Origin of the sequence: Hyphomonas sp. BRH_c22, assembly GCF_000961795.1 — a bacterium.
GTDB lineage: Bacteria > Pseudomonadota > Alphaproteobacteria > Caulobacterales > Hyphomonadaceae > Hyphomonas.
Genome location: NZ_LADU01000137.1, coordinates 14,025 through 38,764 on the forward strand (window position 1 = coordinate 14,025; position 24,740 = coordinate 38,764).

A 24,740-nucleotide genomic window follows, 5' to 3' on the forward strand; every position below is an offset into this window, starting at 1 on the left:
CTGGACATGCGGCCCTCAGCCCATGACCCGGATCTCTTCCTCGAAATAGGCAATCGTCGGCTTCAGGCCGTCATCAAGATTAACCGTTGGCTCCCAGCCGAGCTTGTCCCGGGCCATCGTGATGTCAGGCTGTCGCTGCTTGGGATCATCCTGCGGCAAGGGGCGATTGACCAGTTTCGATTTCGAGCCCGTCAGCTCGATCACGCGCTCAGCCAATTGGCGGATGGTAAACTCGCCCGGATTGCCGATATTCACCGGTCCGGTAAATTCCGGTCCCGTCCCCATCAGTGACACCAGGCCCATCACGAGATCGGACACATAGCAGAAGCTCCGCGTCTGGTTGCCATCGCCGTATAGCGTGATGTCTTCGCCTTTCAGGGCCTGAACGATGAAGTTCGATACAACGCGCCCGTCATTCGGATGCATGCGCGGGCCATAGGTGTTGAAAATCCGTGCGACCTTGATCTCGACCTTGTGCTGGCGGTGATAGTCGAAGAACAGGGTCTCGGCGCAACGCTTGCCCTCGTCGTAACAGCTGCGCGGGCCGATCGGATTCACATTACCCCAGTAGTCCTCGGTCTGCGGGTGGATCACGGGATCGCCGTACACTTCGGACGTTGAAGCCTGCAGGATACGGGCGCGGGTGCGTTTGGCGAGGCCCAGCATGTTGATGGCCCCGTGCACGCTGGTCTTGGTCGTCTGGACAGGATCAAACTGGTAATGGATCGGGCTCGCCGGGCAGGCGAGATTGTAGATCTGGTCAACTTCCACAAAAAGCGGGAACGTCACATCGTGACGCATCACCTCGAACTTCGGATTGTCCAGCAGGTGGGCGACATTCGTCCGCCGGCCCGTGAAGAAATTGTCGACACACAGGACTTCCGCTCCGGTCTCGAGCAGTCGCTCGCACAGGAAGGAACCGATAAAGCCAGCGCCGCCGGTGACGAGGATACGAGGGACATAATGCATCAAGTCGCCGTGCGGGCTTTTTCCGAAGGGGTCAAGAGGCCGGCTTTTCGCTTTTCGAAGTAGGCCAGCGTGCCCCGGCTGAGAACTTCATCGCCGGGGGCGATCTGGTGGGCTTCGAAATCGGGTTTGCCCTTGACGTCAGCATAGACGTTTCCGAAGTCCTTGTAGCAGGCTTCCAGCAAGGCGTCGAAACTGTCGATCACGAAATAGGTCTGCTGGAAATCATCAATGATGTATTTCGTCCGCATGATGCGCGGCAGGTCGAACGCGATCCGGTTCGGGCTTTCGCCCTCCAGTGCGAACACGGTTTCGTTCGGGCTGGACAGGATGCCGGCCCCGTAGATGCGCAAGGCCCCTGCTTCGCGAATCAGGCCGAACTCAACCGTGTACCAGTACAGGCGCGCCAGGTTGTGCAGCTGGCCCAGTTCCATCGCCCGCTGCCCGCCCTTGCCATAGGCTTGCATGAAGTCAGCAAAGACCGGATTGGCCAGCATGGGCACATGGCCGAAAATATCGTGAAAGATGTCGGGTTCCTGCAAATAGTCGAACTCTGCTTCCGGGCGGATGAAGGCGCCCGCAGGAAAGCGCCGGTTGGCGAGGTGGTTGAAGAAGATGTCGTCAGGGACGAGCTCGGCCACCGGAACGATCCGCCACCCCGTCAGCGGCTCCAGCCGGTCTGACAGCTGGGCCATGTCAGGTATGCCCGATGCCGACAGTTCCAGAGTCGTCATAGCATCGAGGGCAGTCTGGCAGGCTCGCCCCCGTGTGATCTCGCGCTGGCGCCGGAACAGTCTGTCCCACCGGTCATGCTCAGCCGCTGAATAGGATCCCCAGTCCTGGTCGATCGTGAAGTCGGCCGCGCGGGGCGCACTCGCATAGCGATTCTTCGGGGGAGTCTTTGTGCTATTGGTCATGGGGCGCTTCCGCAAACTGGCTCTGGCGCAACAGGAATCTCGCCAGATGCGTAATTATGCGCCCAATTGGCCGCAGATTGAACCATGCAGCCGCAAAAAAAGTTTCAAATGAAACCGAAAGTTTCCTGCTCGGTATTCCTATTCAGCCGCTCGGATGACTTGTCGTTCAGAGGCCACCAGGGTCGCAGGCTCGGCATGACTGACCTCGTCCTTGGGAGGCTTGGGATAGAAATAGGCTTCTTTCTGCGCCCGCGACAGGCGGCGGTGCTCGTTATGTCCACGGTATGTGCCGAGGTATTGCATGAAACGAAAGCTGACGATTTCCGGCAGATATTTGAACAAGGTCCGCTCGCCCCACGCGGAGCCCATATCATGCAGGCTGCCGGCAATGAAATATCGCATCGCGTCGAATGCAGACACATGGACTTCCGGCATGATCGTGCGGAGGGTCAAGGCTTCGCGATAGTAACGTCGGCGGGTCTGGCCAAGGGTCTCATCATGAATGTGGACCACGGAGGCGGAGGCGACGTAACCGATTTTCCCGCCGTCGAGCACGATTTGACGGGCCAGCACCATATCTTCAAGGCCGGTGCATTCCTCGTCAAACCGGTATCGCGCCCACACTTCAGCGCGGATGGCCGCATTTGCATTGTTGCAGAAGAAGCCTTCCTGGGGAATCCGGTCGAAAGCCGGGAAGTATTTCTCAAACAGGCGTTTCTCCGAGAAATTTGAACTTTCGTCCCCGATCTGGCGACCATAGGTATAATCGGCCTGACCATCAATCAGCGGCTGGATCAGGGACTGAAGCCAGCCATCATGAGTCGGTATGCAGTGGGCCGAAATGAACACGAGATATTTGCCCGACGCCGCCTCGCAGCCCCAATTGATAGAGCGTCCGAAGGTGAATTCCGATTTACCAATATGGCGGATGTTGCAGCCGTGGCGCTCGGCGATCGACAGGGTCGCGTCAGTCGAACCGCTGTCGACCAGGATGATTTCTGAAGTCAGCCCGTCCAGTTTCTGAGTTTTGCAGGCCTTCAGGGCGTCTTCGAACCAGCGCTCTTCGTTGAGCGCCCGGAACACTATACTCACGTCCACCATAACACCTGATCCCTTCGGCTACGAGAGCCGCTTTCTACTCTTGGACGCGCATGCCGCGCCCGCAAAGAGAAACTTCTTTTCTTGCCTCAGGCGAAAAGCTAACGCCCCTGCGAAGACCCCGTCAATCGAATAAACCGATTGTGCGTCAGAATTAAGTCATCTGCCTTGCCTATGTGGGATTGCAATCTGACGATACTTCTTGCCCATGGCTGACCCGCTGCCTGATACCGCATCGATTGTGAAAATGGGGGCATGGTGCCCGTAACAAGGAAATCAGCGATCTGATGGACGATTAAGCCATTCGTCATCGGCTCCACGATTAGGCAGATGATCTGGCGTTCAAAAAGAATGCCGGCTTCTTGAAGCCAGAGCCAGGCGTGACAGAGGGAACAAATCCGCAATCGGTTCGGATTTCTGTTCGACCGGACCTGCACGCTGTGCCATTTTGCTCAGGCTCGAAAATCCGCCTCACTCGCGTGATCGAGAAACCAGTCATAGGTCGATTGCAGACCTGCATCCAGATCGATACGCGGTGACCATCCGAGAGACGCAATCATGTCACCGCTCATCAATTTCCGCGGCGTGCCGTCCGGCCGCGACGTGTCGAATGTCAGCTCGCCGTCAAATTCCACGGCTGCCATAACCTTGCGGGCCAGATCTGCGATTGTCAGGTCGGTCCCGGATCCGACATTCACGTGCTGGTCGCCCGAATAATTCTTCAACAGGAATACAAGCGCATCAGCGCAGTCATCGACATGAAGGAATTCGCGTCGAGGCGATCCTGTGCCCCAGATTTCCATTGATCGGGCGCCGGCCTGCTTGGCATCGTGCGCCTTGCGCATCAACGCCGGAATCACGTGCGAATTCTCAAGATGGAAATTGTCGCCCGGCCCATAAAGGTTGGTGGGCATTCCGGAAATATAGTCCACGCCATACTGACGCCGATACGCTTCGCACAGTTTCAGGCCGGCGATCTTGGCGATGGCATACCACTCATTTGTCGGCTCAAGCGGGCCGGTCAGCAGAGCATCCTCGGTGATCGGTTGCGGGGCAAGTTTCGGATAGATGCATGAAGATCCGAGGAACAGGAGCTTGGAAACCTCCGCCCGGAACGACGCCTCGATGACATTGGTCTCGATGACGAGGTTTTCGTAGAGAAAGTCGGCCGGATAGGTATCGTTGGCCACAATCCCGCCGACCTTCGCAGCAGCGAGCACAACCGCGTTCGGCTTTTGGTCCGCAAACCAGGCGCGCACGCCTGCCTGGTCGAGCAGATTCAGTTCGTCTCGGTCCGCTGTCAGGACTTCACAGTTCTCCCGCCCGAGGCGTCGCACGACTGCCGACCCGGCCATCCCCCGATGACCGGCTACAAATATGCGCTTATTATCCAGATCGAACATGTAACCTCGCCATGGCCGCCATCTACGGCTTGTCAGGATGGTTTGTGAAGACCCAATACCGCTGGAGGAGGAACGACACCGCCACCATACACGGCACGGCGGCAAAGTAAGATTCTACTGCTGTCAGACCAAACAGCATGAACAAATAGATTACGCTGGTGCCGACCAGGTATTGGGCAGCATATGTTGTGACGTACTTCATGACTATTGCATACGAGGTGCGATGGCCGTGATTGAACACGAAATGCTTACTCAGCACGAAGCCACTTAGGATTGAGGCACCGATCCCGGCCAGATTACCCAGCCAGGCTGGCGCCAGCAGCCAGCGCACGGAAACATAATAGACTACAAACGCAACGAACGTGTTGAACAGACCGGCCAGAACGTACCTAATCAGCAATTTAATTCTCTTTCACTAGACGGTGCGATACTGCTGCGATCATGGGGCTCTGCGGCGGCTTCTCGCCTCGACAGCACCCAACTGCATGCTGGGGAGGCCAGACTTGCACTTCCTTTAGGTTGCGATACACGAGCCTTGTCCTGATCACAACAATGCCGAGCTGTCATGCCCAACGAACTTGTGTCCTTCGTATCGCCGGTCTACAAATGCCGGGACTGCCTGATCAAGCTGGTTGAAGAGATTGAGACGGTCTGCGCGGAAATCGGCGTCGACTATGAGGTCATTCTGGTTGACGATAATTGTCCGCATGGCTCGTGGGAAACCATCGTGGAGCTTGCCGCGACCAATGACCGGGTCATAGGTATGAAACTATCGCGGAATTTTGGCCAGCACTCGGCCATCGAGGCCGGGCTGGGCCAGACAAAAGGTGACTGGGTTGTCGTGCTCGACTGCGACCTGCAGGATCAGCCGTTCAATGTCAAAGCCATGTGGGACGTTGCACAGGCCGGCAATATCGACATCGTTCTTGCCAAGCGCGAGACGCGGACAGACGCGCTTCACCGCCGGGCCTTTTCCTTCCTGTTCTATAAGATCCTGTCTTCTTTGACCGGCACCCGGATCAGCGCTGACATTGCCAATTTCGGTCTGTACCGCCGCCGCGTCATCGACGTGTTCAACAGCTGGCATGAAGAGCAGAAATACTTCCCTGTGATGATCCAGTGGATGGGCTTCGACCAGCGCACTGTAACGGTCAAACATTCTGACCGCTTTGCCGGCAAGTCCGCCTACAATTTCCGGAACCTGCTTACCCTCGGCGCCCGGGTCATCCTGTCCTTCTCCGACCGTCCGCTCTGGATTATGTCTGCAATCGGCAGCGGCATCGCAGCTGCAGCCTTTTTCGTGACCCTGATCGTCCTCGTCCGCGCCTTGTTCGGTGATGTCATTGTCCAGGGTTGGACCAGTCTGATGCTCTCGATCTGGTTTCTCGGCGGCGTCAACATTGCAGCCGCAGGCCTGCTCGGCATCTATCTCGGCCGCACACTGAGAGAGGCCAAGGGTCGGCCAGGATTCATCATCGCCCGGACCACGAATACAGCAAAGGCGGACGCCCGTGTCTGAGCCGGAAAAGCCGCCTTTCACCTGCGCTGGCGTAGGTCTCAAAGCGTACGAATACCTGCGCGATCTCGATGCGCTCGGTGTCCGGCCCGCGCGGGTCATCAGCTACCGACAGGCGACGGACCAGTTGTCCTCATTCGACTGCATCGCCTCCTTCTGCACCGAAAAGGCTATTGCGCTGGAGGAATCCAAACGCCCCTCCTTCGCGCCTGACGAACTCGTTTTCATGGTCGGTTGGCAATACCTCGTCAGGGACACAATCTTGAACCTGATCGTATTTCATGATTCCCTTCTTCCGAAATATCGTGGCTTTGCGCCCACGGTGAGTGCAATGATCAACGGTGAAAGCCGTATCGGCGTGACCGCGCTAAAGCCGGTCAGTGACGTCGATGCCGGCCCCATTATCGGACAGGTCGCCACGGATGTGCGCTACCCTATGTCGATTGCCGATGCGCTGAAAATGCAGGCCCAATCCATGTCGAAACTCACGCTCGTTATCCTTGATACCTGCGCCAATGGCATACCCGACGGCGTGCCCCAGAACGAGGCGGAGGCAACCTATTCGCTCTGGCGGGACGCCGGCGATTATTGGCTTGACTGGTCGCACTCCGCAGACCGCCTCGCCCGGACCGTCGACGCGGTTGGCCCGCCCTATGAAGGCGCACGCAGTCTCTATAACGGGGAAGAGATCATCATTCGCGTCGCGCAGGCATTGCCTGATCTCGCGTTTGAAATTCGCCAACTCGGCAAGGTGTGGAAACTGGAAGACAGCGCGCCGGTCGTCGTGTGCGGACAGGGATTGCTGAAAATCATCCACGCGGAAACACCCGACGGCCAGACAGTCCGGTTCGACCGGCTGCGCAGCCGGTTCGCCGGGCAACCCACAGGATGTTGAATGACTAAGCTTGTTTTTATCGACGGCTGGGTGACAAGCAGGCGTCTGACAGAATCGGAGAGTTCTTTTGTCCGCCCCATCGATCCCCTTTAACCGGCCTGCCATTGTCGGCAAGGAACTGGACTATATCCAAGACGCTATCGAAAGGCGCCAGCTCTCAGGGGATGGGTATTACACTGAGCAATGCCAAGCATGGATCAACCGCACTACAGGGAGCCTAGCGTCGCTGCTCACGCACTCCTGCACAGCGGCACTCGAAATGGCAGTAATACTTGCCGACGTTGGTCCGGGCGATGAAGTCATCATGCCGAGCTACACCTTCGTTTCGACAGCCAATGCAGTCGTCCTACGCGGCGGAATTCCCGTCTTCATCGACATCCGTAAAGACACACTGAACATGGACGAAAATCTCGTTGAAGCGGCCATAACGCCAAAGACCAAGGCAATCATGACGGTGCACTATGCCGGGGTCGGTTCAGAAATGGCCGCGCTGCAGAGGATCGCCGACGCTCACGGCCTCATCCTCATAGAGGACGCTGCCCAGGCACTGGGATCGACCTATGAAGACAAGAGTCTCGGGTCACTTGGCCACCTCGCAGCCGTGTCGTTCCATGAGACCAAGAACATCACCTGCGGCGAGGGTGGCGCGCTGCTCATCAACGATCCGGCAATGATCGAACGCGCCGAGATCATCCGCGAAAAAGGCACCAACCGGAAGCGCTTCTTCCGTGGCCAGGTCGACAAGTATACTTGGGTGGATATCGGCAGCTCTTTCCTTCCGGGCGAGCTCAACGCCGCCTTCCTGTTTGGCCAGCTCGAGAAGGTCGCAGATGTGACGGCTACGCGGCTCGCGGACTGGAACCGATACTACGAGACCTTTGCTGCTTACCAGATCGAGGGTCTGCGCCTGCCGGTTGTCCCGACTAATTGCGAACACAACGGTCACCTGTTCTATCTCCTTCTGCCAACGGAGACGGACAGGGCCGAGTTCATTGCCCATATGAAGGCCAACGGCATCATGTCGCCGTTCCATTACGTGCCGCTCCATTCCTCGCCGGGCGGACAGCGCTTTGCGCGTGTACACGGATCCATGGCGCTGACCGACAGCTTGTCTGAGCGCCTTGTGCGCCTGCCGCTCTATTTCACGCTCGGTCAGGACGTCGAGCGTGTGATTGAAGTTGCATCCGATTTCATCGCCAAATTATCCTCCTCTCAGCTTTCTTAACGCTCTACGAGCTCAACTTTCCAGTTGAGTTCGCCAGCCCAAAAGCGACTTCCAACTCCCTTCCCGATAGTCCAATTATTACTCATTGATTTAACCGAAAGTGGATACCAAGCTCCGGATTCTGTCAAAACATTATAGTAGCAACCCTCCACACCGATGATTTCTATTTTCGAGCGCGGGGAAGACGTTTCTAGGATAATCGATGCGACATTGGGCGATGTCACATGAAAGCCATTTGATCGCTGGTAGACGCTAAGAACCTGCGACGACAAGGGCATTGGTGGAAATGTGTCCGAATAAGGACGCTCTTTGAGTATCGTACTACTGGGACTCAAATCAATTGTTAGCCGCACCAATGTGCCTTCGTCAAAGTTTGTCTGCATACGGCGTGCGGTTCCTCCATCGGCACTTAATGAGTGCTGGTCTTTCAAAGACCATGCGACCGCATCTGCGTTCCAAGCACCTGAGTCAAACTTGACGGGCTCCGATACAGGCCAATTAATTGTGGGCACACCCTTAGCGCATTCCGGCGCTTTGAAAGGTGGCGATGTTCTATGCAATACTATATCTTCGAGATTTTCAGGTATCTCCATAGCGAGCACGACGTCACGTCCAGACGCCTCTTCGAATTTATTCCTTACCTCATCAATATCACGTAGTAAGGAAATATGGTTCGCATCCGGATCACCGAGCGCATACCTAAAAAAAGATGTTAGTCGTATAGGTGCATACACCCCCGATATTACTTCGGAATCCTCTGCGACAATAAAAATACTGGTTGCATTTTTCAATTCTTCTGAATTGTCAGATATGAAATCTGCAATAATCTCCTGTCGTTCTAGAGCAGATAGATAGATTGGGATCGACGTGCCGTACGAAGCAACCGTCATTGTAGCTACAATCAATAGAATGGCAGTTGTCATCGACCTTCCGAGCAATATTCGGAAGAGCATAAAAATTAATGTGACAAAGAATATCATATGTGGGAAATAGTGCCAAATATGCGTCGTAGACTGAGCACTGTACGGCGCGATGGAAACCGCAGTCGACAAACCAAAGAAGCCTATTGTTGGAAGACTCTGCACTGATAGTTCATGCTGACCGATTGATGTCCGGCTTGTCGCAAACCTGATGGCACCTAAAAGCCCTACGCAAACTAGAAAAACTACAATCGGGGTTAAGTTACCAGCATTCAATTTGACACCGGTGAACACCATAGGCTCAGAATAGCTTTGTAACATATTCGAGCATACACTGAAGAAGTTTTCGATCATTGTATTGACTGAGTAATCTAAGCGTCCAGGTATGTTTTTATATGGATGTTGTATCGCACTGATCGTGAAGTATGTCAGCAATACCAATCCTGCACCAAGAGCAGCAGCAACTCGAAGACCGACCTTTGTGCGCCAGGCATTTGCCTGCCAACACAAGTAAAAATATAGGGGGATTAGCAGGAGGATGCCGCTATCTACGGTTCGCGCTCCAACCACAGCCAACAGCACGCCTAAAGCCAAGGTAATCCAGCCCCTTTTAGAGACCGGATTCGAGAAGTCTAGCGCACTGAAACAAAGAAACGCGCTCAGAAAAAAGAAGAAATAGAGAACAAAATACGACCCATTGGCAAATATGTTAATTATGAAAGTAAATGGTGTCACGAACGCAAAAGTCGCGACACCGACACTAAGCACGCGATCTTTCAAGATGGGCTGAATAATGACGCTTAACAACGCTGCATCAAAACAAAAGACAATAACATGGAATAGTCGAAGAGTTGATATATCGCCCCAAAAGGTCGCGAGGAAGCGATACGCCCTCAAATTCGGGGTGTAGTCTGAGCCAAGCTTCGTAATGTGGCCCTCAGGCGCCGAGTACAGATTATTAAAACTCAGGCCACTTAATGATCGTTCAAAATAGAACAAATCATCTAAGAGCAGCCCATTGCTTCCTATGATCGCGCCTTTGAACACAAGCTCTAGAATGAGCGCCGAAACGAATGTGGCAGCAAATACAACCAACCAATTTAACGAGGCTAGCGTGAAAAATGGTTGAAGGAGCGATGTGGCTGGCTTTTTATGATCCATTGAGGGTACCTTTGTCATGACATCGTGCAGCTACACAGTCAGTAAGCCGCGACACACTTGCTTTACCTATCGCCCTAAACCTACCGAAGCATGACTAGTGATCGGCCCCGTACGCGTATCGCAAGCTGTTTAATTCGAAGTCTCCGCTTTGAACAGGATCGAATCGAGCCATGCGACCAAGAGCAGACTGCGGCATGATCCAAGCAACTCTAGAACGGCCTGGGTGGACCTCCCTAAACACCGATTGGGGCTCAGCAAACATAGAGCGACCATCGCCGGGCGTTTCGCGCTCAAAGTAGAGCTGGGTTCGCGTCGCGGTGGGATGACTGAACTCCGCTTCCAAGCAAACCATTCTTCCTCGAACTGACGGCAAGCGAAACATGATCCGGGGATCTGCTATCGTTCTCACAGCTGACGCGGAAATGAACTCCATGCCAAGCGCTCGAGCACGGGATTCTTCGCTTTCCATAATATTCACTGCTTCCTCCCAATTGCACTGCTCGGCCAGCAATTGCGATTGATCAAGTATAAGATCTCCCAAGGGAGACCCCCAGCCAAAAGTGAGGCTGTCAGGTCCCGTCCACGGAACATTCATTCGCGTCAGAAACTGCCGTTCGACAGACTCAACTACGATATGATCGAAGTTCCGCAAAGTATCGGCATCCGGAGGCGATTGGCCGTTGAGTTTTGCCAACGTCACGGCTGGAAATGCGGACTTCAACTGCGCGGCAACGATGCCGTAAAATGAATCGTGAACAATTAGAACGCCGGCACCGGACCCAGCTGACGCCGTCTCCTCCAGAACAAGATCCATGCTCGGCTCTAGAGCACGGAAACGCAGCATTATGTTGCCCAAGTCTGTCCGACGCTTAGCCGGTTCCTGGGATTTTATCGCGGGTATCTTGCCAAAAAAAACTTCGGGCAGCGATGCACGCAGCTGGGCAATCGCTGCATAACCGCCGATGGGTGTCCAATGCGTGTCCATTTTATAATAACGCTGCGCATCTCCTCCAAGCTCTTCCAGAGCTTTTGCATGATCAATGACGACGGTGGCCGGATACTGCGACAGGCTTGCCCGGAATTCACTCTCGAAATCGAAATAGCAAGGAGCATATCTTGCTGCTGGACCAGCAAGCTGACTACTCTCAATACTTGCCTTGTTGGGTGCTGAGACGAAGGTAATATTAGCTTTTGCCGCTTCGATCATGCTGAGAATTGTTTCGGCGCGCGCCAACTCATCATCGAGTTTAGCCCGCCTTGAACAATCCCATCGCTCAAATTCCGGTTTGTAAAAAAGCCAGCCAGGACTGCCCGAGACGACCTCGGAACTTTCGATCGCCCCTATTACCGAATAGGATAGAGTATTGCGCAGGCTGATCGCATCGTATTTGACGCTTGAGCGGTCAAAGATCGCACTTGATAATCTTTTCCGCCCTTCCGGGGACGGCAAGATGGTGCTTGTGAAGCTTGGAAATGGTGCAGGTTCGCTGGACAGCGCGGTCTCGCTGTTGGGGACAAACAAAAAAACCGCTCCGGGGAGAATCAACACGAAAGAAAAGAGCGCAAGGAGGGCCAAATTCAAAGCGTTCTTCATCGTGCACCTAGAAGCGGAAATAAAGGAAGGGGCTAAAGTCGCTCGACAATGCGTAGACTGCCCCAGCAATGAGAGCCATGCTGGCGTATCCAAACCGCGTCGCCGCACCGGCTGCTGTGCGCACTTGGGCTAGCTGGACTCCCACGGCCGCATGCCTTGGAGCAAATAGCGATAAGATGCCTATACAGAAGCCAAATATGACGAGTGGAGACGTATTGGCTGTGACAGAGCTCGCAAGACTCCAGTCAATGGGCACGCTTAGAACCAGCATCGCTTGATAGAACTCGGACGCGTGCTGCAAGGATTTTGCGCGAAACAAAACCCAGCCAAAGATCACGACAGGCAGTAAGTATAGTATGCGAGCAGCGGGCGCCGTTATAGCGCCCGCCCCTCGTCCCAACACTAAGCGCTCGAGAATAAGAAAAGCACCGTGGTACAGCCCCCAGAAGACGAAAGTCCAAGCTGCGCCGTGCCAGAGGCCGGTCACAAAAAAAACGATGACAAGATTGCGATAGGTCGCAAACTGCCCATTCCTGTTCCCACCCAAGGGAATGTACAAGTAATCTCTGAACCAGGTCGAAAGCGATATATGCCAGCGTCGCCAGAACTCCGTAAGCGTAGAACTCGTATAAGGCCGATCAAAGTTTTCGTTCATTCGGATACCGCAAATCGAGGCTAATCCGATAGCCATGTCCGAATAGGCAGAGAAATCGAAATAAATTTGAACGGTGTATGCAAGCGCGCCCAGCCAAGCAGCTCCTGTAGTCAAGTCCCCTGAGCTTAGTGCAAAACACGCGTCAGCTATAGCCCCTGACGAGTCCGCAACGACAACCTTCTTGAATAAACCGTGAGAAAAACGGGCAACGCCGGCTGCTGCATTTTCTAGGGAAACTTTCGGAGTGTGATAGTCGGCAATGACCGTCTTAAAGCGCACAATTGGACCGGCTATCAGCTGAGGAAAGAATGACAGATAGGCACCAAATACAATCAAGTTTCTTTCTGGTTCCGCATCGCGACGCCAGATATCAATTAGGTAGGAAATGCATTGAAAAGTATAGAACGATATCCCGATCGGAAGGATGATCCATCTCAAATGCGGCGATAGAACTGTACCCAAAACTCCGTCAATGTTGGATGCAAAGAAGAACGCGTATTTGAATGCCCCTAAGACCAGCACATTCATCGTAATCCCAAGTACAAGCCACTGTTTTGTTCGAGTTTGAGCAAGCCGAAGCCCGACGAACCAATTAAAAAATATGGACCCCACGAGTAGCAGCGTAAGCAATCCAGATGCCCAATAGTAGAAAATTAGACTGAAGACGAGAATTGCCAGGCTGTGACCGCGCCCGCTGAGCGCTAGAATAACCGCCAAACTTAGCGGCAAGAACATGAACAGGAAAATCGGCTCAGAAAAAACCACCTGCTATGTCACTCCTTAGCAAACCTACCCGCCAGTCTGGCAGTTCCGACAACTCGTTAAGCCTGTCTCGCTCTGTCTCGCAAACACAAAGTTTGCATTTTCAATGCGGGTAGCACTTCCACTGGGCTAAGAGCACCTTCGCATTGGGTCGTGGCTTTTGACTCAGCATTCACTTCACCATATTCAGGATAGTCAGATTTTTACTTCCGCCGCCCTAATCTCCGATAAGTCGCGGATCGAGCATTAGGGGTGACTCGGTTGCGGCTTCAATGACCGTTTCTGGCAAGGCAGCATGGACTGGACACTCGAAACAGCCCCAGATTAGACGGACAGCCTATGCGGAGCGGTCCTTGCGCCACTTTTCGCGTGCAACAAGATCGAGGTCTGCACGCACCATCTCCTTGACCAGTTCCTTGAACTTGGTCGTATGGGTCCAGCCGAGTTGTTCGCGGGCCTTGGTCGGGTCGCCGATCAGCAGGTCAACCTCTGTTGGCCGGAAATAGCGCGGATCAATCCTGACCAAAGTTTCACCGGTCTCGGTATCAAGGCCGACCTCCTCGACGCCCTGCCCCGTCCAGACGATCACACGGCCAACTTCTGCGAAAGCGAGTTCGACGAACTCCCGCACTGAATGCGCTTCACCGGTTGCCAGCACCCAGTCATCTGCGGTGTCGTGCTGCACGATACGCCACATGCCTTCAACATAGTCGCGCGCATGCCCCCAGTCGCGCTTGGCGTCGAGGTTGCCCAGGTAGAGAGTTTCTTGCAAGTTATTGTCGATCGCAGCGACCGCGCGAGTAATCTTGCGCGTTACGAACGTCTCGCCGCGCGTCGGGCCCTCGTGGTTGAACAAGATGCCGTTCGACGCGTGGATGCCATAGGCCTCGCGATAATTCACCGTTATCCAATAGGCGTACAGCTTTGCCGCAGCGTAGGGGCTGCGAGGGTAGAAGGGCGTGGATTCCGACTGAGGCACTTCTTGCACCTTGCCGTACAGTTCCGAGGTAGACGCCTGATAGAATCGCACAGAGTTATCGAGTCCGAGAATGCGGATCGCTTCCAATAGACGCAGCGTGCCGAGCGCGTCCGCATTACCCGTGTATTCGGGAGTCTCGAAGCTGACCTGAACATGGCTTTGCGCCGCCAAATTATAGATCTCGTCCGGCTTGGTTTCCTGCACCAGACGGATCAGGTTCGTGGAATCCGTCATATCACCGTAATGGAGGAAAAATCGCGTATCGCTTTCGTGTGGATCGACGTAAAGTTGATCAACACGCGCCGTGTTGAACGAAGATGAACGGCGTTTGACACCGTGCACGATATAGCCCTTGTCGAGCAGTAATTGAGCAAGATAGGCTCCATCCTGCCCTGTAACACCTGTAATGAGCGCTGTTCTGGTTGACATCTGAGTTCCGTCTCTGCTTTAGGTCCGCGGATCGAACGGCTTATGGCCCATAGTCTTTGGCAAACGCAAGTTAAGCCTTTATCGAAGCGAGCAATCCCCGTTTGGAACGGACCACATGCGAACCGAATTGACAGTGGAGGTTGAAAGTTTTGTTTGATTTTATTCGGAAACCTGAGATCTGGCGTGCTATGGATGCGGGACTATTGTCCGAGATACCCGGCAAGCTCAGCTTTCAGCTGAAGACCATGCAGGATTTGGCCGTCTATTCGCACCTTCGCGACTTCCGGGATATGTCCATTGCCGAGATCGGCGGCGGCGATTCGCGCATCCTGCCGCAGCTCGCCAAGACGAACCGCTGCTTCAACATCGAGCCATTCGAAGGTGCCGACAATGGTCCGAAGGGCGAAGTCAGGATTACTGGCGTCGAGAACATCCGCACAACTGTCGGGCGTTTCGACCCGATCCTGAAGGATGCCTCATTCGATGTCGTTTTCTCGGTTTCGGTGGTGGAGCACGTCGCCGATCCCGAATTCTCTGCCTTTCTCGAAGACAATATTCGCATCCTCAAGCCAGGCGGCGTGATGTATCATGCAATTGATATGTACCTGTCGGACTCGCCTACTGATTTCTGGCGAGACCGCTTTGAAATGTACCGCAAGGCCGTAACCGAGAGGGATGATCTTTTGCCAGTCGGCGCCATTGGCGCATCACAGCCGGCATTCACACCCGACATGGCCTCCAATCCTGATCACATCATGTATGGATGGAAGACGATTTCGCCCAGTCTGAACGACCTGCGCCAGATCGCTCAGAGCGTCTCCCTCCTAATTGGTGTCCGCCGCTGCTAGTTCAAAAGTGCCTAGCATGTACTCTCTGTTTCACCACAACCCGAAAAACGGCAGGAATGGTCCGTACGTGTCCAAGATTCGATTGATTGCTTTTCCTCCAGCACGATCGCAGCCGACAGAGTGCCCCCGAGCCGTCGCAGCTTTAACAATCCTGCGTCTGGCGCCAATGCAGCCAGTGATGTCAATCGCTAGAAAGCCTTATAGAAACAGTGCACAATAGCGTCGTCGTCAGAACGCGACATCGGGAGTACAAGAATGCTGCTTACCATTGCGATACCGGCCTACGGGCGCCCCGGCCCTCTGAAACAGGCGCTAGAAAGTTTCATCTCTCAGATCGTCGGCAAGTATGACTCAGACGTGGAAATCATCGTCGCCGATGATGCCTCGCCGGACAATTCGCTTGGTTTTGTGGCGCACCTGGCAAGGAAGTACCCGTTCCTCAAATACGTGCGGTATCCCCAGAATGTTGGCCTGGAGCGCAACCTGATCGAGTGCTCAGCCGGAGCCACAGGCGACTTCCTTTGGATTTTTGGTGACGATGACTTCCTGGAGCCGGAGGACGCCATGGATGACATCATCCGGCGCCTACGAGCGGGAGAACACGATATGCTGGTGCTGAACCGCACCCGGCGCTCAAGTGACCTGTCCGAATGCATCACTACTAACTGGATGCGTCTGGACGGACAGGATCGGTCTTTCACCGGCCTGCGCGATTTTTGCCTAGAATACGGCTTTATCAGTGTGATCGGGTTCATCTCGGTCAACATTTTCCGCCGCATCCCTTTCCAGACGGTAGATGCAGCCCGCTTTTTCGGCACGATGTACCCTCAACTCGGCGCTATGCTTGAAGCCTTTCATGACAGACCAGTCCAACTCGTGGCGAGGCCCACAGTCTGCCATCGCACGCAAACGGCCGCGGAAAAGCGTGCTGCGCTCGGCAAAAAGGCCTCCGAAGCTGACTTCATGGCGGATTCCACCCGCCGCAACGCAATCTATTTCAGTCATCCCTATATCGCTATGCTCGATAGCCTCATAGAAAACGGGGCGTTTACACCAGCCGACATTACCCGCATCCCGGAGAATACCGTTATCAACGGCCTTCTGGTCGATTTCCTAATCGATTGCGTGGACGGGAGCCGTCACTACCCAGATAGGTTCGCACGTGCTGACTGGGCGACTACAAAGCGCTTTTTCAACCGGCTGGAACTCTCGAAGACCCAGAGTGCGACCCTGAAAGACATATTCGCTGAGTCATCAAATGACGAGACGGAGACACGCCTTGCCCCAATGACAGGACAAAAAAAGATGCTGACAATTTCCGTGGTGACGCCAAGCTACAATCAGGGCGAATTCCTGGATGAGTGCCTGTGCTCCGTGCGAGACCAGACCTATCAGCCGATCGAGCATTTCGTCTTCGATCCGGGCTCCACCGACGGCAGCCGCGACATCGCCCGTAAGTACAAGACGGTCACGCTGTTTGAGGAGCCTGACGAAGGCCAGTCCGATGCACTCAACAAAGGGTTCGCGCGCACCCAAGGTGACATCATTGCCTGGCTGAATTCTGATGACGTCTTCGCCTCACCTGATGTCTTCCAGCGGGTCATTGACCGCTTCAATGCGCCGGATGCGCCGGACATCGTCTACGGCAAGGGCATCTACATCAACGAGACCGGTGACACACTGCGAGATGTCTATATCAACAAGAATCCAGACTCCTTGCATTGGCGCCTCCAGCAGGAAGACGGAATCCTCCAGCCAGCACTCTTCATGCGCCGGAGCGTGATCGAGGATGTCGGCGAGTTGACTGGGTCGCGGCACTATTGCATGGATTATGAATACTGGATCCGCTGCGTCGCGGCCGGCAAGACATTTGCCTATATCGACGAAAGTTTCGCGCTGGCGCGATACCATAATAATAACAAGACATATGGCCAGCGGGGAAACAGTTATGCAGAAGTCTGCGACATGTTGGTCAAGCATTTCGGCTATGCCAATCACGTATGGCTTCAGCGCTATGCTGAATTCCTGAGCGATGGATTCGACGGTGTGCTGGCACACGGTAAGAACACCGACATCGCAGATACGGCGATACTCGACGGAATTTACCGCCGCTTGATGACTGATTATAACGGCAGCAAGATGGTGCTTGACCACCTTGCTGCAAATGCTTCCGCGAAGGGCCATGGCGATACTCTACGCGAGATGCAACGCCTAGGTCTGGGTCCGGCGGTTCCGTGCCGGGAAGTTCCCCTCGATATGGTATCGGAGCGCGGCCAGTCACTCTATACGGTCGGGCCACGCCGATGGGCATTCGATGCGGACTGGAAGCGGCGGGAGATTGAAAAGTCCCACGCCTTTCTCCGCGAGCAGGCAAACAACCGCAAATCGGATGTCTGCGTCATTGTCGGCAATGGCCCCAGTCTGAAGAAGGCCAATCTAGATTTGCTGGCCGGTCACGATGTGATCATTTCCAACAACGCATTCCTTGACAAGCGACTCAAGGCACTCGCGACCTATTACACGGTGGTGAACTATCTCGTCGCCGAGCAGAGCGCACACAGTATCAACCGTCTTGAAGGTCTGTCCAAGATTCTGCCTTACTGGACAGGATACTGCTTGAACCCAGGCGACGACACATATTTCATCGAAGCCGTCGGCCACGCCGAATTCTCGAAGGACATTTTCAAGAACGCGTCGTGGCGCCACACAGTAACATTCTTCAATATGCACATCGCCTTCGGCCTTGGCTACAAGCGCGCAGTACTGATCGGTTTCGATCATGCATACAAACAGGAGGCGGGTGTCAAGGAAGGCGACGTCATTGTCAGCAATGCGCGTGACGAGAACCATTTCGACGGCAGCTATTTTCAGGGTAAAAAATGGCAAGCCGCTGACGTTGGCATGATGGAGCAGATGTACTTGCTTGCGAAGAAAGCCTATGAAGAGGAAGGTCGAGAGTTGATCAATGCGACGGATGGCGGCAAGCTTGAAGTGCTTCCACGCATGAAGTTAGCGGATGCGCTGGCCATGAAACCCGTTGCCGAAACCGCCGTGCGCGCTGCCGAGGCTGGCACCCAGCGCTCAATGTCCAAATTTGTGCGCACTATCCCTAGGGAGCGTCACGCCCAAGTGGACGAGACCGCGGTCGTCGCACGCCTTTTGGCCGCCAGGAAAGGCAGAGAACACATCATGGTCGATGTCGGTGCCCATATCGGCACATCGGCGCAATGCTTCCACGACCTCGGCTGGTCGATCCATTGTTTCGAGCCGGACGCCAAGAACCGCGCCCAACTGGAAGCACGTTTCAGCACCGCAAGCAATGTGCGAATCGATACACGTGCGGTCAGCGACGTCGCAGCAAACGGCGTCAACTTCTTTACGTCTCCGCAAAGCACCGGCATCTCTGGCCTGCTGGATTTCCATGAGACTCACATCATATCCGACTCCGTCGATGTGACGACTCTTACCGACATCGTCGTCGAGAGAAACCTCACGCGTGTTGACTTCCTCAAGATCGATGTCGAGGGCTTTGATTTGAACGTCTTGAAGGGCGTGCCTTGGGAACGGCTAAAACCGGATGTGGTCGAATGCGAGTTTGAAGACGCAAAGACCCTGAGACTTGGACATACTTGGAAAGACGTTGCGGAATACCTGCGAAACCTAGGATACACGGTCTATATTAGCGAGTGGCACCCCATCATTCGCTACGGGATATCGCATGACTGGTACCGCGTTGCGCCATATTCGAACCACGAAATGAAAGACGATGCCTGGGGCAATATCCTCGCGTTTCAGAAAGATCCGGGATACCCTGCCATCCTTCAGGCCTTCGACGAACTCTTGGTATTCCGCAAACCACCGACCGAACGGAAGCCCACGACCAGCACGGTTTTCACCGCTCCAAAACAGCCGAATATTACGCCGCCAATCCCAGCCAAACCAGAAAGCAAAGCTTCGATGCTGAAACAAACGCCCAACGCCTCCATTCCTGTCATGGCACCTAGTGCGCAAAAACCGGCTTGGTATGTTGAGACCGCGTATCGCATTCACCGCACGTCGCCGCGCCTCTACAATGTGGTGCGCTTCATACGCCGGGGAGCGGTCCATGCAGTGACTCGTCCTCTGCTCGCCTTACCGCTCGCAATACTCTGCCTCGCAATCCTGTATGTCGCTTTTTACGCGGATCTTGCCGTGTACAGGCCTTGGATATTTACTGGTCTGGCCTTTGCCGTACTGGCGACATTACTGTTGTATACTGCCTTTCGCGCTCAGGGCCATGCCGAGACCCTTCACCGGGAAGTGGATGCCATGAGGGTAGACTCACAGAGAGCAACGAAGACGCAGTCAAACCAGATAACTCAACAATTAACTCCGCGGCTCACCCACATTCAGGATAAACTCGTGGCATTTGATAAGTGGTCTGCGTCACTGAAAGGCGACATGGCCGCCACCAGGCTTGCGCTAGACGAACTTCGGGCAGTCAATGCAGCCAAGCAACGCAAGATTGACACTCTGGAGGCTGCCAACAGGGAGCTTAGTGTCCGCCTTGGTCAGCTTGAAGCCTCCCTCGGTTCCGACGGCCAGTTCACGACGCTGAAAAAAGAGGTCTCCGGAAAAGTCACAGATGTCGAGATGTCTGTTCGGCTGATTGATGACAAGGTTACAAAAGTCGACACCAGGGTCGCAAACGTTGATGACCAGATCGCAATAGTCGACGCCAGGGTCACAAACATTGATGACCAGATCGCAAAAGTCGGCGCCAGGGTCGCAAACGTTGATGACCAGATCGCAATAGTCGACGCCAGGGTCGCAAATGTTGATGACCAGATCGCAAAAGTCGACGCCAGGGTCGCAAACGTTGATGACCAGATCGCAAAAGTCGGCGCCAGGGTCGCAAACGTTGATGACCAGATCGCAAAAGTCGGCGCCAGGGTCGCAAACGTTGATGCTAAAATTTCCCATGTGGACAAATGGGCCCAATTCGACAACGCCACTTGGTACCAGCATTTCAATCGCCGCCTCAACAACGACCAGATCGTCACCCTCGAAACTGAATGGCGAAAGCGACTTTCCGTGCCCATCAGCCGTGCCGTGCTAGGATACATGGCCGACCGCGCATGCGAGATTGAGCGCCAGCTTGACGGCCGTCTTGCCACCTCGATTGAGGATATCCTCCTTCGTTCGCTCGTTGCCCGCGCCGTAAAAGGACCAAGGATTGACGTCCTCGAGATCGGCACATTATTCGGCGTAGGCGTGAGCGTGATGTTTGACGCCCTCGTCAATCACTATGAAGACATACATTTCACACTTTTGGATCCACTCGAAGGATATTACAATGCTAGCCAAGCCGACATCCTGACAGGACAACGTATTGACGAGCGCACACTTCGCCGCAACCTTGAACGTGCCGGGATGTCCGAAGACCAGTTTACGCTGATCAAGAAGATGAGTACCGACAATGACGCGATCAAAGCAGCAGCCGAGCGCCAGTACGACCTGCTCATCATTGATGCGGATCACTCATACGCTGGTGTCAAATCGGACTTCGAAAACTATGCACGACGGGTGAAGCTCGGAGGTTATATCATCTTCGACGACTACGGTTCGGCGGATTGGCCGGATGTACAAGACTACGTGGATTCAGAAATCAGCTCTGTCGACTTTATCGCACGTGTTGGCGCGAGTTGGCGCACCTGTGTATATCGCGTCGTCAAGAATCCGGTCGACTAAACGCCACTTGCTCTGTTATCGCCATGAAACGCAGTATCGCGGCGATAACAAACTTCCATTAGACCGACAGTGGTCTTCATCCGATAATGCGAAATCACCGGCATACCAATCGCGGAGTCGGGTTCGCTACTCGTCAGAGTAATGGAATATTACTCGTCGACGGCGTGCTTGATTACCCGAATTCCACCGCTTCAGAGCCCAGCACTGATTTCAGAAAAGTATTCATATTGCAGCTGACGACTCGAACAGTTCCTCGAAGTCGCTACAGGACACGCGTACCCCTTCCGCCATTTAGGCAAAGCGTGTCTCCACATCCGTGACGCGCAGTTCGGCACCCTCAGTCGGGCTTGCCGGCATGCTACACGCTGCTGATCAGGATATTTATCGCTGCAGGCAGGCCTTATCCTTAAGCGAGTCGATCCTGCATTCGATTACACAACCCTTATCATCCTTTCTTGATCGCATCCGGTGACCCAGGACAGGCTCACCTTTCGACCTCTCAGATGGTGACCGGCTCCACAAGCGTGATTTCGGCTGTCCGAAATGCCTCTTCGGTAAGGCACAGCGCCGCTGTATCGACATCACACTGCCCCGACCGCATGAGCTCGGCGAATCGCCGATACACCCCTGCATACTCAGCATTGGCCTTCCGCCTGAACGCGCCACCATTCAAAGACAGCGCCGCGCCACCATCAGCAAGGTGCAACACATCGCCATTTTCTGCTCGCAACTGGATCGACCATGTTTCCGAGGTATTTTCGGCGAACCGGAATGACACATCCACGTGATCACCGTTCCGACCCAAACTGAATCGCGCGGCGCGCGGTGTGTCGGCATTTTCCGGTTGCTCGAATGCGGCGCCCGACAGATGCCATGCGCCAGGGCGGATAACCGTCAGGATCGACAGAGAATTTATTCCCGGGTCCAAAACGCCAAGTCCCCCGAGTTGCCACAGCCACGCTTGGCCAGGATGCCATTTCAAGTGATCCTCGTGCCATTCGATCCGCCCATGAAGCCCGTCATGCGCTGCGCACCATGTGCGCGCTTCTTCGACGAACGGGGCAAATCGAGAATGCCATCCAGCAAACACCGTGACACCCCGGCTAGAACCCATGGCGGCCAGCGCCTGCGCCTGAGCAACTGTCGCGGCGGGCGGCTTCTCCAGCAATACAGCGAGGCCCCTTGCGGTCGCAAGATCGCACACTTCTTGGCGCACCTGCGGCGGCGTGCATAGAGCAACCGCATCGAGCGCGAGACCGGAGGCAAATGCGTCCTCGAGCGTCCGGAAGACAGGCACATCGACAGCGTGCGCCGAACTGCTTATGATGGCTGCAAGCTGGAAATCTGGACTGTCGGCAATCGCAGGCCGATGCTGTTCGCAGGCAATCTTGCCGAAGCCGACAATTGCGATTTTCCAGGGGCGTGTCACGTGTATGTCTCCGGTCGCGATCACGCCTCACGATTCAACGGGATAATGTGTGCACTCATCGTCGTAGTCTGTCCTTTGTCAAGCCGCGTAAACTTGTGCGGAACGGTGACCGAACCCCAAGTCGGATGCTTTGTGGAGCGGATCACAAGGTCCGGGTTGGCCTTGCGATACAGGAACTCGGGTCCGTCAAGCACAGTGAGCATGGATTTCACCACACCTGGATTGAGGAACCCTGCATCGACTTCCATCATGATGTCGACATTGTCGCCCGCCTTTACGTCGAACATGTCGGAGGTCACTTGGGTTGACAGGCCGGTCACATAGTGCCGATTGATCGACCAGACAGGGATGCCAATAGATAGCGCACGCACATCTATCAATGATCGAAATTTCAGCCGGAGGCGCAAGGGCTCCGTGAACTTCACGTCCTCGATCTCGTTACCGTCTCCATCGCACCAGAAGTGCGCGACATCCGCCACCGCATCTGGATTCTCGAAGACAGGCCCCATCGCCTTGGCAAGTTGCTGCGGCACATCCATCGCCGGCAGGTCTTGGTCCAGCGATTCATAGATTTCGATTGCCTCGGCCGGTGGACCTTCGAAATAGACTCGGCCCCTGTGCAGCACGATCACGCGGTCACAGAATGCCGCAACATCGTGCATCGAGTGGGAGACCAGAACGAAAGCGCTCCGCTCACGCATTTCTCGCATTTTGGCGAGGCATTTCTGCCGAAACCTGAAATCACCGACGGCAAGGACTTCATCAATCAGCAGCACATCCGGCGCGACCGTTGCCATCACTGCGAAAGCGAGACGCATACGCATTCCAGATGAATATGACTCAAGTGGAGCATCGATCGCCGTACCAAGCTCAGAGAACTGGATTACTTCGTCAACCCGTTGTTCGGTTTCCTTGCGGCCGAAGCCGAGCGCAGCAGCGCGCAGGAAAATATTCTCACGGCCAGGCGCGCCTTGCTGGAATCCTGCCTGGAGATCAATCATCGCAGCGGACGTGCCGCGAATGGTCACTTCGCCTGCGTCGGGCAGGATCTGACCCGCCAGCATGCGCAGGAGCGAGGTCTTGCCTGATCCGTTAAGCCCGATAATCCCGATCGCCTCGCCCCGTTGCAGGTCAAAGGAAACGTTCTGGACAGCCCAGAACTCGCCGCCATGGATCTCGCGGACCCCCGCTTTGCCGACATTGAAGAAGGCATTGCGTGCCACCTTGGACATACGCTTGCGCGTATCCTTGGGCCGGCGCGAATACAGCTTGCCCAGGGACTTGACCTGTAGCACCGGCAACGCCGTGTCGGACACGTTCGGATCGCTCATGATATGCCTCGGATGCGGCGTTCCATCACATAGAAGAACCGTGTGGAGATCAGGAACAGCATTACAGCGACCCCTGCCCATGACCATACGGCCGTGTGGTTCGAAATCTCGCCAAAGAATACATCATCACGCAGGGCCTGAATGTACACGTTAAACGGATTGTACGATTCTAGAACTTTCAGCGGCCCGAGACCGCCAAGCGGAAAGATCACCCCACTCACGAATACCCCGTATTGGAGCAGTATGGTCACGACGCGTTCGACATCAGGAATGATGACATTAAAAATAGCCAGCATCAGGCCGAGTGAGAAGCACAGCAACATCCCGGACAACAGGATCGGCAGAAGCATAACAAAGTTTGCCTTTGGCCATTGCGCGAAAACGACAATTAGGACGCACAACAGGGCAAGACGGACAAAGGTGTCAAAGCAGAGCCTAGCGAAGGATGCAACCACGGCCACCGAAATCGGCTGGGCCGTTCGCGTAGATTCCTTATTCCGGCCCTTTACCACCATAATGGGCAGCGTGATGAGCCCCGTAAGGAGCGACCAGATGGTCACGTTGAAGCTGATATAAATCGCCGGGTTCAGCCCGTCATAGGCGGGAAACACTCGCAGGTTCACGAGCAGGATGTACACCGATAAGGGCACCAGCGGCAGCGCGAAGTTCCAGAACACCCCGAAAACCGTTCCTCTGTAGCTGCTGCGGAACTCACTGCCGAACATTGCAACAATGTGCGACCGGAATGACCAGACTTCCTTGAAAAGCTCCCGGATTGCCTCGATCGAAGATGCTGAATAACGCGACTCAGGAACATACGTCCGCACCTGAACAACGTCCTGAACCTGTTGTCCCAATCGATCCTTATTCATGTTTCCAGAC

Annotated in this window: 17 protein-coding genes; 5 read left to right on the forward strand and 12 right to left on the reverse strand. The window is 54.7% G+C overall.

The features are described 5' to 3' along the window. Nucleotides 1-15: 15 nt before the first annotated feature. From VR74_RS19450 to VR74_RS19470, 5 genes are all read right to left on the reverse strand, one after another. Entirely contained in the window at nt 16-969 is a 954-nt protein-coding gene (locus VR74_RS19450) for a UDP-glucuronic acid decarboxylase family protein (RefSeq protein WP_045699657.1), read from the reverse strand. Further along, entirely contained in the window at nt 969-1,883 is a 915-nt protein-coding gene (gene phhA, locus VR74_RS19455; protein WP_045699659.1) for a phenylalanine 4-monooxygenase, read from the reverse strand. The genes VR74_RS19450 and phhA overlap by 1 nt, the downstream gene beginning before the upstream one ends. A 138-nt stretch (nt 1,884-2,021) precedes the next feature. After that, the gene (locus VR74_RS19460; RefSeq protein ID WP_045699661.1) at nt 2,022-2,984 is read right to left on the reverse strand and encodes a glycosyltransferase family 2 protein; all 963 of its coding nucleotides are present in this window, start codon (nt 2,982-2,984) and stop codon (nt 2,022-2,024) included. Nucleotides 2,985-3,433: 449 nt separating this feature from the next. Beyond that, the gene (locus VR74_RS19465) at nt 3,434-4,384 is read right to left on the reverse strand and encodes a GDP-L-fucose synthase (protein WP_045699663.1); all 951 of its coding nucleotides are present in this window, start codon (nt 4,382-4,384) and stop codon (nt 3,434-3,436) included. Nucleotides 4,385-4,406: 22 nt separating this feature from the next. Then, a complete protein-coding gene (locus VR74_RS19470; RefSeq protein ID WP_045699664.1) occupies nt 4,407-4,784 on the reverse strand; it encodes a GtrA family protein in 378 nt (125 codons plus the stop codon). A gap of 165 nt (nt 4,785-4,949) precedes the next feature. On the opposite strand from VR74_RS19470, the gene VR74_RS19475 reads away from it, so the two are divergent. From VR74_RS19475 to rffA, 3 genes are all read left to right on the forward strand, one after another. Then, a complete protein-coding gene (locus VR74_RS19475) occupies nt 4,950-5,903 on the forward strand; it encodes a glycosyltransferase family 2 protein (RefSeq protein WP_045699666.1) in 954 nt (317 codons plus the stop codon). Further along, nucleotides 5,896-6,795: a formyltransferase family protein gene (locus VR74_RS21390; RefSeq protein WP_299951414.1), complete on the forward strand. Its 900-nt coding sequence runs from the start codon at nt 5,896-5,898 to the stop codon at nt 6,793-6,795. Before VR74_RS19475 ends, VR74_RS21390 begins: the two co-directional genes overlap by 8 nt. Nucleotides 6,796-6,862: 67 nt before the next feature. Then, the gene (gene rffA, locus VR74_RS19485; RefSeq protein WP_045699667.1) at nt 6,863-8,020 is read left to right on the forward strand and encodes a dTDP-4-amino-4,6-dideoxygalactose transaminase; all 1,158 of its coding nucleotides are present in this window, start codon (nt 6,863-6,865) and stop codon (nt 8,018-8,020) included. Here rffA and VR74_RS19490 read toward each other — a convergent pair. The 4 genes from VR74_RS19490 to gmd form a co-directional block, all read right to left on the reverse strand. Continuing rightward, a complete protein-coding gene (locus VR74_RS19490) occupies nt 8,017-10,101 on the reverse strand; it encodes a hypothetical protein (protein ID WP_045699669.1) in 2,085 nt (694 codons plus the stop codon). The two genes, rffA and VR74_RS19490, sit on opposite strands and share 4 nt — an antisense overlap. A 94-nt stretch (nt 10,102-10,195) precedes the next feature. Further along, the gene (locus VR74_RS19495) at nt 10,196-11,695 is read right to left on the reverse strand and encodes a hypothetical protein (RefSeq protein ID WP_299951417.1); all 1,500 of its coding nucleotides are present in this window, start codon (nt 11,693-11,695) and stop codon (nt 10,196-10,198) included. A gap of 7 nt (nt 11,696-11,702) precedes the next feature. Beyond that, entirely contained in the window at nt 11,703-13,115 is a 1,413-nt protein-coding gene (locus VR74_RS19500) for an MBOAT family protein (RefSeq protein ID WP_045699674.1), read from the reverse strand. 334 nt (nt 13,116-13,449) lie between these two features. Beyond that, the gene (gmd, locus tag VR74_RS19505) at nt 13,450-14,520 is read right to left on the reverse strand and encodes a GDP-mannose 4,6-dehydratase (RefSeq protein ID WP_045699676.1); all 1,071 of its coding nucleotides are present in this window, start codon (nt 14,518-14,520) and stop codon (nt 13,450-13,452) included. 203 nt (nt 14,521-14,723) lie between these two features. On the opposite strand from gmd, the gene VR74_RS19510 reads away from it, so the two are divergent. Both VR74_RS19510 and VR74_RS21395 read left to right on the forward strand, forming a co-directional pair. Further along, on the forward strand, nt 14,724-15,368 hold the full coding sequence (locus tag VR74_RS19510) for a methyltransferase domain-containing protein (protein ID WP_299951420.1): 645 nt from the start codon (nt 14,724-14,726) through the stop codon (nt 15,366-15,368). Between the two features lie 255 nt (nt 15,369-15,623). Next, nucleotides 15,624-21,098 carry an FkbM family methyltransferase gene (locus tag VR74_RS21395; protein ID WP_299951423.1) on the forward strand — a complete coding sequence of 1,825 codons (5,475 nt, stop codon included), beginning with the start codon at nt 15,624-15,626 and terminating at the stop codon, nt 21,096-21,098. A 499-nt stretch (nt 21,099-21,597) separates the two neighbouring features. On the opposite strand, the gene VR74_RS19520 is transcribed toward VR74_RS21395, so the two are convergent. The 3 genes from VR74_RS19520 to VR74_RS19530 are packed head-to-tail and all read right to left on the reverse strand — an operon-like array spanning nt 21,598 to nt 24,730. Beyond that, nucleotides 21,598-22,551, reverse strand: coding sequence for a Gfo/Idh/MocA family oxidoreductase (locus VR74_RS19520; RefSeq protein ID WP_366462924.1), 954 nt, complete (start codon nt 22,549-22,551; stop codon nt 21,598-21,600). Then, a complete protein-coding gene (locus VR74_RS21400) occupies nt 22,548-23,858 on the reverse strand; it encodes an ABC transporter ATP-binding protein (protein WP_299951426.1) in 1,311 nt (436 codons plus the stop codon). The genes VR74_RS19520 and VR74_RS21400 overlap by 4 nt, the downstream gene beginning before the upstream one ends. Then, nucleotides 23,855-24,730, reverse strand: a complete 876-nt coding sequence (locus VR74_RS19530; protein ID WP_045699680.1) for an ABC transporter permease — start codon at nt 24,728-24,730, stop codon at nt 23,855-23,857. The genes VR74_RS21400 and VR74_RS19530 overlap by 4 nt, the downstream gene beginning before the upstream one ends. Nucleotides 24,731-24,740 lie beyond the last annotated feature (10 nt).

What these genes read in the sequence shown, in the direction of transcription:
- VR74_RS19450 (WP_045699657.1), bottom strand. Translation starts at nt 969, where the DNA reads ATGCATTATGTCCCTCGTATCCTCGTCACCGGCGGCGCTGGCTTTATC.
- phhA (WP_045699659.1), bottom strand. Translation starts at nt 1,883, where the DNA reads ATGACCAATAGCACAAAGACTCCCCCGAAGAATCGCTATGCGAGTGCG.
- VR74_RS19460 (WP_045699661.1), bottom strand. Translation starts at nt 2,984, where the DNA reads ATGGTGGACGTGAGTATAGTGTTCCGGGCGCTCAACGAAGAGCGCTGG.
- VR74_RS19465 (WP_045699663.1), bottom strand. Translation starts at nt 4,384, where the DNA reads ATGTTCGATCTGGATAATAAGCGCATATTTGTAGCCGGTCATCGGGGG.
- VR74_RS19475 (WP_045699666.1), top strand. Translation starts at nt 4,950, where the DNA reads ATGCCCAACGAACTTGTGTCCTTCGTATCGCCGGTCTACAAATGCCGG.
- VR74_RS19490 (WP_045699669.1), bottom strand. Translation starts at nt 10,101, where the DNA reads ATGGATCATAAAAAGCCAGCCACATCGCTCCTTCAACCATTTTTCACG.
- VR74_RS19495 (WP_299951417.1), bottom strand. Translation starts at nt 11,695, where the DNA reads ATGAAGAACGCTTTGAATTTGGCCCTCCTTGCGCTCTTTTCTTTCGTG.
- gmd (WP_045699676.1), bottom strand. Translation starts at nt 14,520, where the DNA reads ATGTCAACCAGAACAGCGCTCATTACAGGTGTTACAGGGCAGGATGGA.
- VR74_RS21395 (WP_299951423.1), top strand. Translation starts at nt 15,624, where the DNA reads ATGCTGCTTACCATTGCGATACCGGCCTACGGGCGCCCCGGCCCTCTG.
- VR74_RS21400 (WP_299951426.1), bottom strand. Translation starts at nt 23,858, where the DNA reads ATGAGCGATCCGAACGTGTCCGACACGGCGTTGCCGGTGCTACAGGTC.
- VR74_RS19530 (WP_045699680.1), bottom strand. Translation starts at nt 24,730, where the DNA reads ATGAATAAGGATCGATTGGGACAACAGGTTCAGGACGTTGTTCAGGTG.